This is a genomic window from Lentzea tibetensis, from assembly GCF_007845675.1.
In the GTDB taxonomy this organism is placed as follows: Bacteria; Actinomycetota; Actinomycetes; order Mycobacteriales; family Pseudonocardiaceae; genus Lentzea; species Lentzea tibetensis.
The window spans coordinates 1-17,325 of record NZ_VOBR01000010.1 but is presented as its reverse complement, the minus strand read 5'-3'; the positions used below and the strand labels follow the sequence as shown (position 1 = coordinate 17,325).

Annotated in this window: 18 protein-coding genes; 16 read left to right on the top strand and 2 right to left on the bottom strand. The window is 69.5% G+C overall.

Annotation, left to right across the window (positions count from 1 at the left end):
• The first annotated feature begins 20 nt into the window (after nt 1-20).
• Nucleotides 21-1,499, top strand: a complete 1,479-nt coding sequence (locus FKR81_RS17250; protein WP_146353087.1) for a glycoside hydrolase family protein — start codon at nt 21-23, stop codon at nt 1,497-1,499.
• Nucleotides 1,500-1,980: 481 nt separating this feature from the next.
• Here FKR81_RS17250 and FKR81_RS17245 read toward each other — a convergent pair whose 3' ends face one another.
• Nucleotides 1,981-2,400, bottom strand: a complete 420-nt coding sequence (locus FKR81_RS17245) for a B-4DMT family transporter (protein WP_146353086.1) — start codon at nt 2,398-2,400, stop codon at nt 1,981-1,983.
• 116 nt (nt 2,401-2,516) lie between these two features.
• On the opposite strand from FKR81_RS17245, the gene FKR81_RS17240 reads away from it, so the two are divergent.
• The 3 genes from FKR81_RS17240 to nusB are packed head-to-tail and all read left to right on the top strand — an operon-like array spanning nt 2,517 to nt 4,607.
• Nucleotides 2,517-3,593, top strand: a complete 1,077-nt coding sequence (locus tag FKR81_RS17240) for a M24 family metallopeptidase (protein ID WP_146353085.1) — start codon at nt 2,517-2,519, stop codon at nt 3,591-3,593.
• Between the two features lie 29 nt (nt 3,594-3,622).
• Nucleotides 3,623-4,186: an elongation factor P gene (efp, locus tag FKR81_RS17235; RefSeq protein WP_146353084.1), complete on the top strand. Its 564-nt coding sequence runs from the start codon at nt 3,623-3,625 to the stop codon at nt 4,184-4,186.
• Nucleotide 4,187: 1 nt separating this feature from the next.
• Nucleotides 4,188-4,607, top strand: a complete 420-nt coding sequence (nusB, locus tag FKR81_RS17230) for a transcription antitermination factor NusB (protein ID WP_146353083.1) — start codon at nt 4,188-4,190, stop codon at nt 4,605-4,607.
• 219 nt (nt 4,608-4,826) lie between these two features.
• Here the strand turns inward: nusB and bldD are convergent, their stop codons facing one another.
• The gene (bldD, locus tag FKR81_RS17225; RefSeq protein ID WP_030471611.1) at nt 4,827-5,315 is read right to left on the bottom strand and encodes a transcriptional regulator BldD; all 489 of its coding nucleotides are present in this window, start codon (nt 5,313-5,315) and stop codon (nt 4,827-4,829) included.
• Between the two features lie 256 nt (nt 5,316-5,571).
• On the opposite strand from bldD, the gene pyrR reads away from it, so the two are divergent.
• From pyrR to FKR81_RS17165, 12 genes are all read left to right on the top strand, one after another.
• Complete coding sequence (gene pyrR, locus FKR81_RS17220) at nt 5,572-6,144, top strand: bifunctional pyr operon transcriptional regulator/uracil phosphoribosyltransferase PyrR (RefSeq protein ID WP_146353082.1); 573 nt, start codon at nt 5,572-5,574, stop codon at nt 6,142-6,144.
• The gene (locus FKR81_RS17215) at nt 6,141-7,073 is read left to right on the top strand and encodes an aspartate carbamoyltransferase catalytic subunit (RefSeq protein ID WP_146353081.1); all 933 of its coding nucleotides are present in this window, start codon (nt 6,141-6,143) and stop codon (nt 7,071-7,073) included. Before pyrR ends, FKR81_RS17215 begins: the two co-directional genes overlap by 4 nt.
• 5 nt (nt 7,074-7,078) lie before the next feature.
• Complete coding sequence (locus tag FKR81_RS17210; RefSeq protein ID WP_146353080.1) at nt 7,079-8,392, top strand: dihydroorotase; 1,314 nt, start codon at nt 7,079-7,081, stop codon at nt 8,390-8,392.
• Entirely contained in the window at nt 8,389-8,898 is a 510-nt protein-coding gene (locus FKR81_RS17205) for a PH-like domain-containing protein (RefSeq protein ID WP_146353079.1), read from the top strand. The genes FKR81_RS17210 and FKR81_RS17205 overlap by 4 nt, the downstream gene beginning before the upstream one ends.
• The gene (gene carA, locus FKR81_RS17200) at nt 8,895-10,007 is read left to right on the top strand and encodes a glutamine-hydrolyzing carbamoyl-phosphate synthase small subunit (protein WP_146353078.1); all 1,113 of its coding nucleotides are present in this window, start codon (nt 8,895-8,897) and stop codon (nt 10,005-10,007) included. Before FKR81_RS17205 ends, carA begins: the two co-directional genes overlap by 4 nt.
• A gap of 1 nt (nt 10,008) precedes the next feature.
• Nucleotides 10,009-13,311 carry a carbamoyl-phosphate synthase large subunit gene (gene carB / locus FKR81_RS17195; RefSeq protein WP_146353077.1) on the top strand — a complete coding sequence of 1,101 codons (3,303 nt, stop codon included), beginning with the start codon at nt 10,009-10,011 and terminating at the stop codon, nt 13,309-13,311.
• The gene (gene pyrF, locus FKR81_RS17190; protein ID WP_146353076.1) at nt 13,308-14,120 is read left to right on the top strand and encodes an orotidine-5'-phosphate decarboxylase; all 813 of its coding nucleotides are present in this window, start codon (nt 13,308-13,310) and stop codon (nt 14,118-14,120) included. The genes carB and pyrF overlap by 4 nt, the downstream gene beginning before the upstream one ends.
• Nucleotides 14,121-14,426: 306 nt before the next feature.
• Nucleotides 14,427-14,744 (top strand): integration host factor, actinobacterial type, encoded by a 318-nt coding sequence (gene mihF / locus FKR81_RS17185; RefSeq protein ID WP_030471603.1) that lies wholly within the window; start codon nt 14,427-14,429, stop codon nt 14,742-14,744.
• A complete protein-coding gene (gmk, locus tag FKR81_RS17180; protein ID WP_146353075.1) occupies nt 14,741-15,349 on the top strand; it encodes a guanylate kinase in 609 nt (202 codons plus the stop codon). Before mihF ends, gmk begins: the two co-directional genes overlap by 4 nt.
• On the top strand, nt 15,346-15,624 hold the full coding sequence (rpoZ, locus tag FKR81_RS17175; RefSeq protein ID WP_045313812.1) for a DNA-directed RNA polymerase subunit omega: 279 nt from the start codon (nt 15,346-15,348) through the stop codon (nt 15,622-15,624). Before gmk ends, rpoZ begins: the two co-directional genes overlap by 4 nt.
• A gap of 157 nt (nt 15,625-15,781) precedes the next feature.
• Nucleotides 15,782-17,017, top strand: a complete 1,236-nt coding sequence (coaBC, locus tag FKR81_RS17170; protein WP_146353074.1) for a bifunctional phosphopantothenoylcysteine decarboxylase/phosphopantothenate--cysteine ligase CoaBC — start codon at nt 15,782-15,784, stop codon at nt 17,015-17,017.
• Between the two features lie 93 nt (nt 17,018-17,110).
• The coding region (locus FKR81_RS17165; RefSeq protein ID WP_268891562.1) for an S-adenosylmethionine synthetase N-terminal domain-containing protein at nt 17,111-17,325 on the top strand (215 nt) is incomplete at its 3' end.

Here is a 17,325-nt window from a genome sequence, read left to right as displayed (position 1 = left end):
TGATCACTAGACTTGTTCGCATGTCCCCGATCCGGCTCGTTGTCGCCATGGCGCTCGTCTGCGGACTGACGGCGTGCGACGACGAGCCGGTCGCGATCGCCCCGCCGGTGGAAAAGCCCAGCTCCACCACCAGTTCGGCGCCTCCACCAGCCCCGGAGAAGCTCACGCTCGCCGTGGAGAAGCCCCGGCAGAGCGGCGGCGTCGTGGTGGAGGGCGGCGGGAACGCGCCGTACAACTACGCCCCGACCGTGCTCAGCGAAGGCGGCCGGATCCGCGCGTGGTGGTGCAGCCAGATGCAGGCCGCGGTGCCACCGGGCGACGACGTCCTGATGAGCGAGGGCCCGTCGGCGTCCGGCCCGTTCGGCCCGGCGTCAGCCGTCTTCGCGGGCAGTTCGACGGGCTTCGACGGCATGCACGTGTGCGACCCGTCCGTGCTGCGCGTCGGCGACACCTACTACATGTACTACACGGGTGCGGCCGGTGATCACGCGAACGGCAACGCCATCGGCGTCGCGACCAGCCCGGACGGCATGAACTGGACGCGCGCGAACAACGGCGCCCCCATCGTCGGCCCGGCGTACGACGCGATGCGCGAGAACACCTACGGCGCGGGCCAGCCGTCCGTCACGCACGTCGACGGCTGGTACTACCTCATGTTCACCGACACCACGGGCCGCGCGACCGAGCACAACGGCGCGGGCCAGTTCGTGCTGCGGTCGAAGAGCCCGCTGTTCACCGAAGGCGTCGAGGCGCTGGGGGAGTCCGGCATGGCGCCGGTCACCGCCACGAACACCCCGCGCACCCGTTCGATCGTGCAGGCGTTCAGCGCGGACTGGATGTGGGTCGACGCGGCACACGCGTTCGCCATCGCCCACGAGACCGACGCGGGCACCACGATCACGTTCTGGGACAAGGACTTCACCCGAACCCCTTATGACCCGGTGCTCATCCCCGGCGTCTGGCGCGAGGGCCCGGGCCTGGTGCGCACCGCCGAGGGCCACGCGCCGATCGACCCGGCCGACCCGTGCGGCCGGGTGTCGCTGGACGTGCTGCGCGCCACCACCACCGGTGCCGCAGGCGCGCCGACGGCCATCAGCCACTTCGGCCTCGACGCCGTCGGGATGGCCGGCTGCTTCGACATCCACTCGGCGACCGCACTGGACGGCCTGGCCCTGCCGTCACCGGAACGCACCGTCGACCTGGTGCTGGGCGGCAAGGTCATCCGCTTCGAACGCCGCTCGGTGGCCGAGAAGTTCGCGCGCGGCGTGATCGCTGTACGTCCCGCGTTCGTCGACTCGCTGCCGGTCGTGGCTCGGGTGCCCGCCGGGGCGCAGGCCGTGCGCGGGCCGGACGGGCAGGTGGGGCTGGTGCTGGACGGCAAGTTGTGGATCGTGGGGGCCGAGGAGGTGGCGGCGCTCAACTCGTCGACCATCACGGGCATCGGCAAGGACGAGTGGAATCGGTATGAGCGGCGCGGTGACCTGACCGTGCGTCGCTAGCGCGGTGACTCGCCGGTGTTGCGCGTGTGCGGCGGATGGTGTGTCGCTGGCGCGACGGCCTGGCCGTGTGCCGCGGGTGCGCCGGCTTGACGTGTGTCGCGGGGGCGGTGACCTGGGGGTGTTGCGTGAGTGTGGTGGTGCGCCGCTGGCGCAGTGACCTGGTCCTGTCCCGCGAGGGCGACAGACGATGTGCCGCGAGTGCGGTGAGCTGACTCGTCGGTGTGTTGCGAGTGCGGCGGATGGTGCTCCGCGGGCACAGTGAACTGGCCCTATGCCGTGAGTGTGGCTGACGGTGCGCCCCTTGTGCGGCGACGTGGCGGTGTTGCGCGTGTGGGGCGGACGGCATGCCGCTGGCGCGGCGGCCTGGCTGTGTGCCGCGTGTGCGGCGGCGTGGCCGTGTGCCGCGAGTGCAGCGACCTGGCGGTGTTGCCCGAGTGCAGCAGACGGGGCGCCGCCGGCGCGGCGACCTCACCGTGCGTCGCTAGTGCGGTGACTTGGCGGCGTTCCGCTGATCGTCAGCAGGAAGCGAGCCGCCGAGCAGCAGCCCGAGCCCGGCGGGCGCGAGCACGAGCAGCGCGGTGAACGCGGCGCCGCCGGTCAGCGCGACCCAGAGCGCTTCCTGGCCGGTCTGGTCGACGAGCAGCGCGGAGCCGATGACGCCGAGCGCGCCGGCGAACGGTCCCGCGATCAGCGCGGCGATGAACCACTGCATGCCCCGGTCGGGCAGCTGGCGCCACCCGTCGACGACGCCCCACAGCGCCGCGGCCACGATGAGCAGGCCGAGCGCGATCGGGCGGATCGACGTGGCCTCCGGGCTGCGCACGCTCACGGCGGCCACGCCCGTCTGCACGGCACCGTGCAGCAACCCCATCCACAGTGCTCGCACGAACCACGGCCGCATGTCCACACCCTAATCCGCGCTTCGTCCACGCACGAACGGCGCACGAGGTCAGGCCGGCACCTCCGATCGGGTTCACGGCCCCCCGCGCGAGGCCCGTCGGCCGTAGGCTGCGAGGCATGTCGGAGTCGTACGCCCACCGCCGCGCCGCCCTGCGCGCCAAGCTCCGTGACCTGGAGCTGGACGCACTGCTGGTCACCGATCTGCTCAACCTGCGCTACCTGACCGGGTTCACCGGCTCGAACGGCGCCGTGCTCGTCGACGCCGACGGCGACGAGAGCACCGTGTTCTGCACCGACGGCCGGTACCTGACGCAGTCCGCGCAGCAGGTGCCCGACCTGGAGCGGATCATCGAACGACCCTGCGACCTGGCGCTCGCCGCGAAGGCGAAGGGGCGGACGGGCTACGAGAGCCACCACGTCACGGTCGACGGGCTCGACGCGCTGACCAAGATCTCGGACGCGGACCTGGTGCGGTCGCCCGGACTGGTCGAGCAGCTGCGGCTGGTCAAGGACGAGGTCGAGATCGAGGCGCTGCGCATGGCGTGCGCGGCGGCCGACCGGGCGCTCGCCGCGCTCATCGGACACGGTGGGCTGCGGCCTGGGCGCACGGAGAAGGAGGTCGCGCGCGAGCTGGAGAGCCGCATGCTCGACCACGGTGCCGCAGGCCCGTCCTTCGAGAGCATCGTGGCGTTCGGCGCGAACAGCGCGGTGCCGCACCACCGGCCCACCGACGCCCAGCTGCACACCGGCGACTTCATCAAGCTCGACTTCGGCGCGCTGGTCGACGGCTACCACTCGGACATGACCCGCACGCTGGTGCTCGGCAAGCCCGCGGACTGGCAGCGCGACCTGTACGACCTGGTCGCGCGCTCGCAGGCGGCCGGGCGCGGCGCCCTCAAGCCGGGGACCGAGCTGAAGAACGTCGACAAGGCGTCCCGCGACGTGATCGAGAACGCCGGCCACGGCGAGCACTTCCTGCACGGCCTCGGGCACGGCGTCGGCCTGGAGATCCACGAGGCTCCGGCGCTGTCGAAAGTCGGTGACGGTACACTTTCCGCCGGTATGGCGGTCACCGTCGAGCCCGGCGTCTATCTGCCGGGGAAGGGCGGGGTCCGCATCGAGGACACTCTCGTCGTGCGCGACAGCGCACCGGAGCTCCTCACCCTGACCACGAAGGAACTCGTGGTCGTCTGACGTCTGCGAGTTACAGGAGAATTTCCACCGTGGCCACCACGAACGACCTCAAGAACGGCCTGGTGCTGAACCTCGACGGCCAGCTGTGGACCGTCACCGCGTTCCAGCACGTCAAGCCGGGCAAGGGCGGCGCATTCGTGCGCACCACCCTGAAGCACGTGCTGACCGGAAAGGTCGTCGACAAGACCTTCAACGCGGGCACCAAGGTCGAGACCGCCACCGTGGACAAGCGCGGCATGACGTTCCTCTACAAGGACGGCTCCGACTTCGTCTTCATGGACGGCGACACCTACGACCAGATCCCGATCCCCGGCGAGACCGTCGGTGACGCGGCGAACTACCTGCTGGAGAACCAGGAAGCCGTCGTCGCGATGCACGAGGGCGTGGCGCTCTTCATCGAGCTGCCGACCTCGGTCGAGCTCGTGATCGAGCACACCGACCCCGGCCTGCAGGGCGACCGCTCCACCGGTGGCACCAAGCCGGCGAAGCTCGAGACGGGCGCCGAGGTCCAGGTCCCGCTGTTCGTCACCACCGGCGAGAAGATCAAGGTGGACACCCGCGACGGTCGTTACCTCGGTCGCGTCAGCTCCTGACATGGGTGCACGGAGCAAGGCGCGCAAACGCGCGGTCGACTTCCTCTACGAAGCCGACCTGCTGGGGACCAACGCGGTGACGCTGCTCGCGGAACGCGTCGGCTCGCCGGACGTCCCGCCGGTGAACGACTACACCGTGACCCTCGTCGAGGGGGTCACCGCCCACAAGGCGCGCATCGACGACCTCATCTCGGAGCACTCCGAGGGCTGGACGCTGCAGCGCATGCCCGCGGTCGACCGGGCCGTGCTGCGCCTCGGCCTGTACGAGCTGCTGTGGGCCACCGACGTGCCGGACGCCGTCGCGATCGACGAGGCGGTCGAGCTGGCCAAGGGCCTGTCGACCGACGACTCGCCGCGCTTCGTCAACGGCGTGCTCGGCCGCATCGCGGTCATCGCGGACCAGATCCGCGCCGTGCTGTAGGACCTGCGACAAAGGGGCTGCCCGCGGCGCGGGCAGCCCCTTTCGCGTTGTGAACGGCCCGTTCGCGCCGTTGAGCCGCAAGAATTGTCGGTGTCACGCGGGACAATGGAATCAGGGGTTCCCCCGGCGGGGACCCCCGCTCCGCGTTCGCGACGAGCTTGTGCCCCCTTGACGCGCTCCGTCAGGGACAGCGCATCAAGGGGACACAAACCTCCGAAATCAGTCCTCCTTGGCCGGGCGGGCCTCGGGGGGAAGGACGCCCCAGTCGATGAGCTGTTCGGTCAGCTCACCAGGCGTCATGTCGTAGATGATGGCGAGTGAACGCAGGTCCTCGGTGCGGATGGAGAGGACCTTGCCGTTGTAGTCGCCGCGCTGGGACTGGATGGTCGCGGCGTAGCGGGCCAGCGGGCCCACCTTCTCGACCGGCAGCTGCTGCAGCCGCTCGAGGTTTATCACGATCTTCGTTGCCGGCTCGGCGCCGGACGGGACGCGGCCCTCGGGAAGAAGCTCGGCCACGGGAACCCCGTAGAAGTCGGCCAGCTCGGCCAGCTTCTGCACGGTCACCGCACGATCGCCGCGCTCGTACGAGCCGACGACCACGGCCTTCCAGCGACCGCCGGACTTCTGCTCGACGCCGTGCAGGGACAGGCCCTGCTGCTGGCGGATAGCGCGGAGCTTTGCCCCCAGCGCCTTGGCGTAGTCGCCCATGTGGCGGTTCTCCGTTCATTCGCCCCGTCAGCAGTACGGGCGGCTGCGGGGAGGCTTAGATCGATACGCAGAGTAATGATTGCTCTCCGTGGTCATAAGGTCAAGCTGATCTCGCTGAGACAGGCGAGCGGACAACGTCAGACCACCCGGAAGGTTGACAGTGCGTACCTGATACGGTGCAGGTCAGCCCGGTCGCAACCGGGTGTCCGACGTCCTTTAAGGACCCGTCCAGTGAGGCGGGGAAGGAGGTCCAGCCGTGGCGCCACGTCAACGTGGTGCGACGGATCCGGCTGGAGATCGCGAGATCTTGTCGGCCGGTGATGTCGCGCGCACCGTCGCCCGAATGGCCCATCAGATCATCGAGAAGACCGCTCTCGATGCACCGAGCGCACCCGACGTCGTCTTGATGGGTATCCCCAGCAGGGGTGCACCACTCGCACGGCGGCTCGCCGCCAAGATCGCCGAGTTCGCCGGGAACGCCGTCCAGACCGGCACCCTCGACGTCACCCTCTACCGCGACGATCTCCGCCGCGGGCCGACCCGCCCGCTGGAGACGACCGCGCTCCCCGACGGCGGCATCGACGACAAGCTCGTCATCCTCGTCGACGACGTCCTCTTCTCCGGCCGCACGATCCGCTCCGCGCTCGACGCGCTGCGCGACCACGGCCGTCCGCGCGCGGTGCAGCTCGCCGTGCTGGTCGACCGGGGCCACCGCGAGCTGCCGATCCGCGCGGACTACGTGGGCAAGAACGTGCCCACCGCGAAGAGCGAGGACATCGTCGTGCTGCTCGAGGAGTTCGACGACCGCGACGGAGTGCTGATCAGGTGAAACACCTGCTCTCCACCGAAGGCATCAGCCCGGACGCCGCCACGGCGATCCTCGACACGGCCGACCGCCTCAAGCAGGCGCTGCTGGGCCGCGAGGTCCGCAAGCTCCCCACGCTGCGCGGCCGCACCGTCATCACGATGTTCTACGAGAACTCCACCCGCACCCGCGTCAGCTTCGAGATCGCGGGCAAGTGGATGAGCGCCGACGTGATCAACGTCAGCAGCAGCGGCTCCAGCGTCAGCAAGGGCGAGAGCCTCCGCGACACGGCGCTGACCCTGCAGAGCGCGGGCGCGGACTGCATCATCGTCCGCCACCCGGCGTCCGGCGCCGCCCACAACCTCGCGGGCTGGCTCAAGCACACGAACACGTCCGTCGTGAACGCGGGCGATGGCATGCACGAGCACCCCACCCAGGCGCTGCTCGACGCCGCCACGCTGCGCGAACGCCTCGGCTCGCTCAAGGATCGCCGCATCGCGATCGTCGGCGACGTCCTGCACAGCCGGGTCGCGCGGAGCAACGTCCACCTGCTCACCGCACTGGGCGCGGACGTCACGCTCGTCGCCCCGCCGACGCTGCTGCCGACCGGCGTGGAGAACTGGCCGGTCACCGTGTCGCACGAGATCGACGCGGAGCTGCCGAGCCAGGACGCGGTGATGCTGCTGCGCGTCCAGGCCGAGCGCATGCACGGCGGCTTCTTCCCGAGCGCCCGCGAGTACTCGATCGCCTACGGCCTCAACGAGAACCGCCTCAAGCTGCTCCCGGAGCACGCGGTCGTGCTGCACCCCGGCCCGATGCTGCGCGGCATGGAGATCGCGTCCGTCGTCGCGGACAGCCCGCGGGCCGCCATCACCGACCAGGTCCGCAACGGCGTCCACGTGCGCATGGCGGTCCTGTACCACTTGCTCGCGCACGAAGAAGAAACGGAGTAAACCCTTTGCTGCTCAAGGGAGTCAGGCCCTACGGCGAGGGTGACCCGGTAGACGTGCTGATCCGCGACGGCGTGATCGCAGAAATCGGGAACGACCTCGAACACGACGGAGAACACGACGGGGACGTCATCGAAGGCGGCATCCTGCTGCCCGGTTTCGTCGATCTCCACACCCACCTGCGCGAACCGGGCCGCGAGGACACCGAGACGATCGCGACCGGTAGCAAAGCGGCAGCGCTGGGCGGGTACACGGCCGTCTTCGCCATGGCCAACACGGACCCGGTCGCGGACAACGCGGTGATCGTCGAGCACGTCGCCCGCCGCGGCAGGGAGGTCGGCCTGGTCGACGTCCACCCGGTCGGCGCGGTCACGGTCGGCCTGAAGGGCGAGATGCTCGCCGAACTGGGCACGATGGCCAAGTCCAGCGCGAACGTCCGCGTCTTCTCGGACGACGGCCACTGCGTGCACGACCCGCTGATCATGCGCAGGGCGCTGGAGTACAGCAAGTCGCTGGGCGCGGTCATCGCGCAGCACGCGGAGGAGCCGCGGCTCACCGTCGGCGCGCAGGCGCACGAGGGCGAGAACGCCGCACGGCTCGGCCTGCAGGGCTGGCCCGCGGCGGCGGAGGAGTCGATCGTCGCCCGTGACTGCATCCTCGCGCAGCAGGTCGGCGCGCGTCTGCACGTCTGCCACGTCAGCACCGCCGGCACGGCGGAGATCCTGAAGTGGGCGAAGGCGCGCGGCGCTGCAAATGTGCCTCAGGCCGGCAGGCCGGGGATCTCCGCCGAGGTCACCCCCCACCACCTGCTGCTCACCGATGAGCGGCTGGAGACCTACGACCCGATCAACAAGGTCAACCCGCCGCTGCGCACGCAGACCGACGTCGACGCGCTCCGCCGGGCGCTCGCCGACGGCACGATCGACTGCGTCGCCACGGACCACGCCCCGCACGCCGTGCAGGACAAGGACTGCGAGTGGTCCGCCGCACGGCCGGGCATGCTCGGCCTGCAGACCGCACTCAGCGTCGTCGTCAAGACCATGGTCGAGACGGGCCTGCTGGACTGGCGCGGTGTCGCCAGGGTCATGAGCGAGAAGCCCGCCGAGATCGCCGGACTGACCGACCACGGCCGTCCCGTCGAAGTGGGCGAACCCGCCAACCTCACGCTGATCGACCCCGGAGCCAAGTGGGTCGTGCGCGGCGCCGAGCTGGCGAGCGTGGCGGGCAACACCCCGTTCGAGGGCATGGAACTGCCCGGCGTGGTGACGGCGACCATCTTGCGTGGCCGCGTCACCGCCTCGCGGGGAAGGATTGACGCATGACCAGGGTATTGCTCGCTTTGGCGGTGTTCGCCTTCTTCGCGCTGTGCGTCTACGGCATGTGGCACGGCTGGCAACGACGCGCCAGGCAGCAGGCGGCGACGCTGCCCGAGTTCCCGAAGAAGCCCGCGACGCTCGGCGACGACCTGATCCCGAGCACGACCGGTGTGTACGTCGGCACGACGAACGCGGGCAACTGGCAGGACCGCATCCAGGCCGGCGACATCGGCCACCGCGCCGAGGCGACGCTGCGCCTGGTCCCGGAAGGACTGTCCATCGAGCGCATCGGCGCCGAGGACCTGTTCATCCCCAAAACGGCGATCAAGGACGTCCGCACGGACAAGGGACTCGCGGGCAAGGTGATGTTCGGCGATGGCCTGCTGGTCTTCCAGTGGGAACTCGAGGACCGCCTGTTCGACACCGGTTTCCGCGGTGACGACAAGAGCGTTTACGAGCAGTGGGTAGTTGCCCTCAGCCAAGAGGAAAATTCGGCCGGAGGTAAGGCGTGACCAACGCGGCTTTGGTTCTGGAAGACGGTCGCGTGTTCCGCGGCGAGAAGTTCGGCGCCGAGGGGCGCTCGCTGGGCGAGGTCGTGTTCTCCACGGCCATGACCGGCTACCAGGAGACGCTGACCGACCCGTCCTACCACCGCCAGATCGTGGTGCAGACGGCGCCGCAGATCGGCAACACCGGGTGGAACGACGAGGACGACGAGTCGTCGCGCATCTGGGTCGCGGGCTACGTCGTGCGCGACCCCGCGCGGGTGCCGTCGAACTGGCGCTCCACCAGGAGCCTCGACGACGAGCTCGTCCGGCAGGGGATCGTCGGCATCGCGGGCATCGACACCCGCACCCTCACGCGGCACATCCGCGAGCAGGGCGCGATGCGCGCCGGAGTCTTCTCCGGTGCCGAGCTCAGCGACGACGAGACGATGCTGGAGCAGGTCCGCACGAGCGCGGAGATGCTGGGCGCGAACCTCGCGGGCGACGTCACGACCGACCAGCCCTACGTCGTGGAAGCCATCGGCGAGAAGAAGTTCACCGTCGCGGCGCTCGACCTGGGCATCAAGTCGAACACCCCGCGGATGATGGCGGCGCGCGGCATCGAGGTGCACGTCCTGCCGCTCACCAGCACGATCGACGACATCCTGAAGATCAGCCCGAACGGCGTGTTCCTCAGCAACGGTCCGGGCGACCCGGCCACGCAGGACCACGCGATCGGGCTGACGAAGGAGGTGCTGCAGCGCAAGCTGCCGCTGTTCGGCATCTGCTTCGGCAACCAGATCCTCGGCCGCGCGGTCGGCCGGGGGACGTACAAGATGCGCTACGGCCACCGCGGCATCAACATCCCGGTGATCGACGTCGCCACCGGCAAGGTCGCGATCACCGCGCAGAACCACGGGTTCGCCATCGAGGGCGAGCCGGGCGAGGAGTTCGGCTCCGACTTCGGCCGCGTGCAGCTGTCCCACTACTGCCCGAACGACGGCACCGTCGAGGGCGTGCGGCTGCTCGACACCCCGGCGTTCTCCGTGCAGTACCACCCCGAGGCCGCCGCTGGCCCGCACGACGCGGCACCCCTGTTCGACGAGTTCGTGACCCTGATGAACGGGGGCAACTGACATGCCTAAGCGCACCGACCTCAAACACGTGCTCGTCATCGGTTCCGGCCCGATCGTCATCGGCCAGGCCTGCGAGTTCGACTACTCCGGCACCCAGGCGTGCCGGGTGCTGCGGGAGGAGGGCCTGCGCGTCAGCCTGGTCAACTCCAACCCGGCGACGATCATGACCGACCCCGAGTTCGCCGACGCCACCTACATCGAGCCGATCACGGCCGAGTTCGTGGAGAAGGTGATCGCGGCCGAGCTGCCCGACGCCATCCTGGCCACGCTGGGCGGGCAGACCGCGCTCAACACCGCGATCGCGCTGCACGAGCGCGGCGTGCTGGAGAAGTACAACGTCGAGCTGATCGGCGCGGACATCGACGCCATCCAGCGCGGCGAGGACCGGCAGATCTTCAAGGACCTGGTGCGCAAGATCGGCGCCGAGGTCCCGCGCAGCGCGGTCTGCAAGTCCATGGAGGAGGTCCGCGAGACGGTCAAGGACCTCGGTCTCCCGGTCGTCATCCGGCCGTCGTTCACCATGGGCGGCCTCGGTTCCGGCATGGCGCACACCGACGAGGAGCTGGAGCGGCTCGCCGCGACCGGCCTCGCCGAGTCGCCGGTCACCGAGGTGCTGATCGAGGAGAGCGTGCTCGGCTGGAAGGAGTACGAGCTCGAGCTCATGCGCGACCGCAACGACAACGTGGTCGTCATCTGCTCCATCGAGAACATCGACCCGATGGGCGTGCACACCGGCGACTCGGTCACGGTCGCGCCCGCGATGACGCTGACCGACCGCGAGTACCAGCACATGCGCGACGTCGGCATCCAGGTCATCCGCGAGGTCGGCGTCGACACCGGCGGCTGCAACATCCAGTTCGCGATCCACCCGGACAACGGGCGCATGGTCGTCATCGAGATGAACCCGCGCGTGTCCCGTTCCAGTGCGCTGGCGTCGAAGGCGACCGGCTTCCCGATCGCCAAGATCGCCGCGAAGCTCGCCATCGGCTACACGCTCGACGAGATCACCAACGACATCACCAAGGAGACGCCCGCGTCGTTCGAGCCCACGCTCGACTACGTGGTCGTGAAGGTGCCGCGGTTCGCGTTCGAGAAGTTCCCCGGCGCGGACCCCAGGCTGACGACGACCATGAAGTCCGTCGGCGAGGCCATGTCGATCGGCCGCAACTTCGTCGAGGCGCTCGGCAAGGCGCTGCGGTCGATGGAGACCAAGTCCGTCGGCTTCTGGACGCAGCCGGACCCGGAGGACACGACCCTCGAGTCCACTCTGGACGCGCTGAAGACGGGTCACGACGGCCGCCTCTACACGGTGGAGCGCGCGCTGCGGCTCGGCGCGACGATCGAGCAGGTCTACGAGGCGTCCGGCATCGACCCGTGGTTCATCGAGCAGATCGCCTGGCTCGGCACGCTGCGCGCCGAGCTGATCGATGCTCCGGTGCTCGGGGAACAGTTGCTGCGCAAGGCGAAGCGCGCCGGGTTGAGCGACCGGCAGATCGCCGTGATGCGCCCGGAGCTGGCAGGCGAGGACGGCGTGCGGGTGCTGCGGCACCGGCTCAAGGTCCGCCCCGTCTACAAGACGGTCGACACCTGCGCCGCCGAGTTCGACTCCAGGACGCCGTACCACTACTCGGCCTACGAGCTCGACCCCGACGCGGAGTCCGAGGTCGCCGAGCAGCGCGAACGACCGAAGGTGATCATCCTCGGCTCGGGTCCGAACAGGATCGGGCAGGGCATCGAGTTCGACTACTCGTGCGTGCACGCCGCGATGGCGCTGCGCGAGGCCGGGTACGAGACCGTGATGGTCAACTGCAACCCGGAGACCGTGTCGACCGACTACGACACCTCGGACCGCCTGTACTTCGAGCCGCTGACGTTCGAGGACGTGCTGGAGGTCGTGCACTCCGAGCAGGCGTCCGGCACCGTCGCCGGCGTGATCGTGCAGCTCGGCGGCCAGACGCCGCTCGGCCTCGCGCAGCGCCTCTCCAACGCGGGGGTGCCCGTCGTCGGCACGACGCCCGAGGCCATCCACCTGGCCGAGGACCGCGGCCAGTTCGGCAAGGTCCTCACCGAGGCCGGGCTGCCCGCGCCTCGCTTCGGCACGGCCACCTCGTTCGAGGAGGCCAAGGAGATCGCCGACGAGATCGGCTACCCGGTGCTCGTGCGGCCGTCGTACGTGCTCGGCGGGCGCGGCATGGAGATCGTCTACGACGAGGAGTCGCTGTCGGGCTACATCGCCCGCGCGACCGAGGTGACGCCCGAGCACCCGGTGCTGGTCGACCGGTTCCTCGACGACGCCATCGAGATCGACGTCGATGCCCTGTGCGACGGCACCGAGGTCTTCATCGGCGGCGTCATGGAGCACATCGAGGAGGCCGGCGTGCACTCCGGCGACTCGTCGTGCGCGCTGCCGCCGATCACCCTGGGCGCGTCGGACATCGAGAACGTCCGGCGCTCCACCGAGGCCATCGCCAAGGGCATCGGCGTGAAGGGCCTGCTGAACGTCCAGTACGCGCTCAAGGACGACGTGCTGTACGTCCTGGAGGCGAACCCGCGTGCCTCGCGCACGGTGCCGTTCGTGTCCAAGGCGACCGCGGTGTCGATGGCGAAGGCCGCGTCCCGCGTGATGCTGGGCGCGACGATCGCCGAGCTGCGGGTCGAGGGCCTGCTGCCCGCCAAGGGCGACGGCGCGCAGCTGCCCGAGCACGCCCCGGTGGCGGTGAAGGAGGCCGTGATGCAGTTCCACCGCTTCCGCACCCCGGAGGGCCACGGCGTCGACTCGCTGCTCGGGCCGGAGATGAAGTCCACCGGCGAGGTCATGGGCATCGACTCGTCGTTCGGCAAGGCGTTCGCCAAGTCGCAGACCGCGTCCTACGGCTCGCTGCCGACGTCCGGCCGCGTGTTCGTGTCCTTCGCGAACCGCGACAAGCGCGCGATGATCTTCCCGGTGAAGCGGCTCGCCGACCTCGGCTTCGAGGTGCTGGCGACGTCCGGCACCGCGGAGGTGCTGCGCCGCAACGGGGTCCCGTGCACCGTGGTGCGCAAGCACTTCGAGGGCGAGAAGAACGTCGTCGACATGATCCTCGGCGGCGAGGTCGACATGATCTTCAACACGCCGTACGGCAACAGCGGCCCGCGCATCGACGGCTACGAGATCCGCACCGCCGCGGTCGCCAAGGACATCCCGTGCGTCACCACGATCCAGGGCGCGGCGGCGGCCGTGCACGGCATCGAGGCACTGATCCGCGGCGACATCGGCGTGCAGCCGCTCCAGGCGCTCCAGGCCGCTCTGCGGGGGGACAAGTGACGTTCGGGGAACGGCTCACGAAGGCCGTCAACGCGCACGGGCCGCTCTGCGTCGGCATCGACCCGCATCCGGGCCTGCTGGACGCCTGGGGCCTGCCGCAGGACGCCGCGGGGCTCGAACGCTTCGCGCTGACGTGCGTCGAGGCGTTCGGCGGCCGGGTGTCCGTGGTGAAACCCCAGTCGGCGTTCTTCGAGGCACGGGGCTCGCGTGGCGTGGCCGTGCTGGAGCGGGTCATCGCCGAGCTGCGCGACTCCGGGACGCTCGTGCTGGTGGACGCCAAGCGCGGCGACATCGGCTCCACCATGGCCGCGTACGCGGCGGCGTACTGCACCGACGGCTCGCCGCTCGCCGGGGACGCGGTGACGCTGTCGCCGTACCTCGGTTTCGGCTCGCTCGACCCCGCGCTGGACGCGGCGCGGGCGAGCGGGCGGGGCGTGTTCGTGCTCGCGCTGACGTCCAACCCGGAGGGCGCTTCGGTCCAGCGGACCGTTGGGCCGGACGGGCGAACTGTGGCTCAGTCGATCGTGGATTTCGCCGCCGACAGGAATTCCGGCATTTCCCCCGTGGGTGATGTCGGACTGGTCGTCGGCGCCACGATCGGGGAAACCGGTGTCGACCTGACGAAGCTCAACGGGCCCGTCCTCGCGCCCGGTTTCGGGGCCCAGGGAGCCACCGCGGCGGATCTAAAGACCTTGTTCGGTGAGGAACTTCGACACGTTCTGCCCACATCGTCCAGGGATGTGCTCAAGCATGGACCGGACGTATCGTCGCTGGTCAGCGCCGTGGAACGGGTCCAGAACAGCCTCTGAGGAGGAGCGCGCCGCGCCCTGCACCGCAAATTTAAGGGTGTGGCGCGCTCACCTGGGGAAACTTGTGTTGGTAGGGTCCCTGCCACCGGTAGCCCCGCTGGTCATCGGGCGCATACCACGCAGGTTGTGGGCGTTGCGTCACCGGTGGCGGTGATCAGGCTGTCGGAGGGTGCTGGTACTACTACCACCCGCCGCTACGAACGGCCGCTGGAAGATTTACTTGACTGGGTCGCGTTGTACCCAGGCAATTGCGGTCGGTACCGTCGCGGCACCGATCCGAAAAGAATCCACACCACGGAGGAAATCGTGGCCCTTCCCCAGCTTACCGAGGAGCAGCGGGCCGCAGCGCTGGAGAAGGCTGCTGCCGCTCGTCGCGCTCGGGCTGAGCTCAAGGAGCGCCTCAAGCGCGGCGGCACGACCCTTACGGACGTGCTCAAGGCCGCCGAGAGCGACGAGGTCCTGGGCAAGATGAAGGTGTCCGCGCTGCTCGAGGCCCTTCCGGGCGTCGGCAAGGTTCGCGCGCAGCAGATCATGGAGCGCCTCGAGATCGCTCCGAGCCGTCGTCTGCGTGGCCTGGGCGACCGCCAGCGCAAGGCCCTGCTCTCCGAGTTCAGCGGAGAGTGAATGACACCGAGGCGGGGACGGGCGCTTTTCGCGTCCGGCCCCGCCTCACCGTCTTGTCCGGGCCGTCAGGTGTTGGCAAGTCCAGCGTCCTGGCGGAACTGCGCAGGCAGCAGCCGGAGATCTACTTCAGTGTCTCGGCCACGACGCGAAAGCCTCGGCCGGGAGAGGTCGACGGGGTGCACTACCACTTCGTCGCACCGGAGAAGTTCCAGCGCATGATCGCGGACGGCGAGTTCCTGGAGCACGCCGAGTTCGCGGGCAACTGCTACGGCACCCCGCGCACCCCGGTTCTCCAGGCCCTCGCGGCCGGCAAGCCCGCACTGCTCGAGATCGAGCTCCAGGGCGCCAGGCAGGTCCGGATCGCGATGCCGGAGGCCCAGCTCGTCATGCTGGCCCCGCCGTCGTGGGACGACCTGGTCGTCAGGTTGACCGGTCGCGGCACCGAGGATCCAGCCGTCGTCGAGCGCAGGCTGGAGATCGCCAGGGAAGAACTGGCGGCCGAGAAGGAGTTCGACGAGGTCGTTGTGAACGGCGACGTGCGAGCGGCGGCCGCGCACTTGCTATCCTTGATGGTCGGACCACAATCTCAGGAGTTTGACGAGTGATCACCCACACCGAGCTCGGTCACCTGACCGGTTCCCCGGAGGGCATCACCAACCCGCCGATCGACGACCTGCTTGAGCAGGTGAGCTCGAAGTACGCGTTGGTGATCTACGCAGCGAAGCGTGCCCGCCAGATCAACGACTACTACGCGCAGCTCGGCGAGGGCCTGCTCGAGTACGTCGGCCCGCTCGTTGAGCCGGGCCCCCGTGAGAAGCCGCTCTCCATCGCGCTCCGAGAGATCCACGCCGGTCTCCTCGAGCACACCGAGGGCGAGTGAGCGAGGGGTCCACTCGGGCAGCGGTCTGTCCGCGGAAAGCGCGGACCAGGTCGTGGACCCGTGTTTTGTGGGGGCCGAGCCCCCACACCCCGCGCCGGGGGCAAGCCCCCGGACCCCTAGCGGGCGTTGGCTTGTCTGAGGCGGAAAGCTGCGGTGCATGAGCATTTCGTCTTCCGTCGATGCCCCCGTACGCCCCCGAGTCATTCTCGGGGTGGGCGGGGGCATCGCCGCGTACAAGGCCTGTGAGCTGCTGCGACGGCTGACCGAGTCCGGTCATTCCGTCCGCGTGGTGCCGACCGAGGGCGCACTGAAGTTCGTCGGCGCCGCCACGTTCGAGGCCTTGTCCGGCGAACCCGTCTCCGCCGACCCGTTCGACGCGGTGCACGAGGTGCCGCACGTCAAGCTCGGGCAGAACGCGGACCTGGTCGTGGTGGCCCCGGCGACCGCGAACCTCATCGCGAAGGCCGCGCACGGCCTCGCCGACGACCTGCTGACGAACACGCTGCTCACCGCGCACTGCCCGGTGCTGCTGGTGCCCGCGATGCACACCGAGATGTGGGAGCACCCGGCCACCCAGCACAACGTGGCCCTGCTGCGGTCCCGCGGTGTGATCGTCATGGAACCCGCTTCGGGCCGCCTGACCGGCAAGGACACCGGCAAGGGCCGCCTGCCCGAGCCCGCCGAGATCTTCGACGTCGCCAAGCTGCTGCTGGCCCGCCCGGACGCGCTGCCGCGGTCGATGGAGGGCGTGCGGGTCGTCATCTCCGCGGGCGGGACGCGCGAGCCGCTCGACCCGGTCCGCTTCATCGGGAACCGCTCGTCCGGCAAGCAGGGCTACGCGCTGGCCCGCGTGGCCGCTCAGCGCGGTGCGACTGTGACGTTGGTCGCTGCCCACGTCGCCGACCTCGCTAACCCCGCAGGGGTAAATGTGCAGCGTGTCGGCTCGGCTCTCGAGCTGCGCGACGCGATGCACGCGGCCGCCGCCGAGGCGGACGTCATCGTGATGGCCGCGGCCGTCGCGGACTTCCGCCCGGTGTCGCTGGTCACCCACAAGATCAAGAAGTCCGACGCCGACCCGGAGCCCGTCGCGCTGACGAAGAACCCGGACGTGCTGGCCGAGCTCGTCGCCGCGCGGCGAGAAGGCCAGTTCATCGTGGGTTTCGCGGCCGAGACCGGCGACGCGGAGAACGACGTGCTCAGCTACGGGCGCGCCAAGCTCAAGCGCAAGGGCTGCGACCTGCTCGTGGTGAACGCCGTCGGCGACGGCAAGGCGTTCGAGGTCGAGGACAACGCGGGCTGGCTGCTGACCGCCGACGGTCACGAGACGCCTATCCCACACGGCTCGAAGGCGCAACTGGCGGCCGCAGTGTGGGACGCCGTTACCCTGAAATGACCGTCCCTGGACACACTACTGACCGTTCCTGGACACACTTGCGAGTGAGCGTCCGTAAACTTGTCGCATCATTTCTGAACCGGAGGAGTGTCCGTGAGCCAGCACAGCAGCAGGCTGTTCACCAGTGAGTCGGTGACTGAGGGACACCCTGACAAGATCTGTGACGCGATCAGCGACTCGATCCTGGACGCGTTGCTGGCGAAGGATCCGCGTTCGCGGGTGGCGGTCGAGACGCTGGTGACGACGGGCCAGGTCCACGTCGCGGGTGAGGTGACGACCGAGGCGTACGCGGACATCCCGTCGATCGT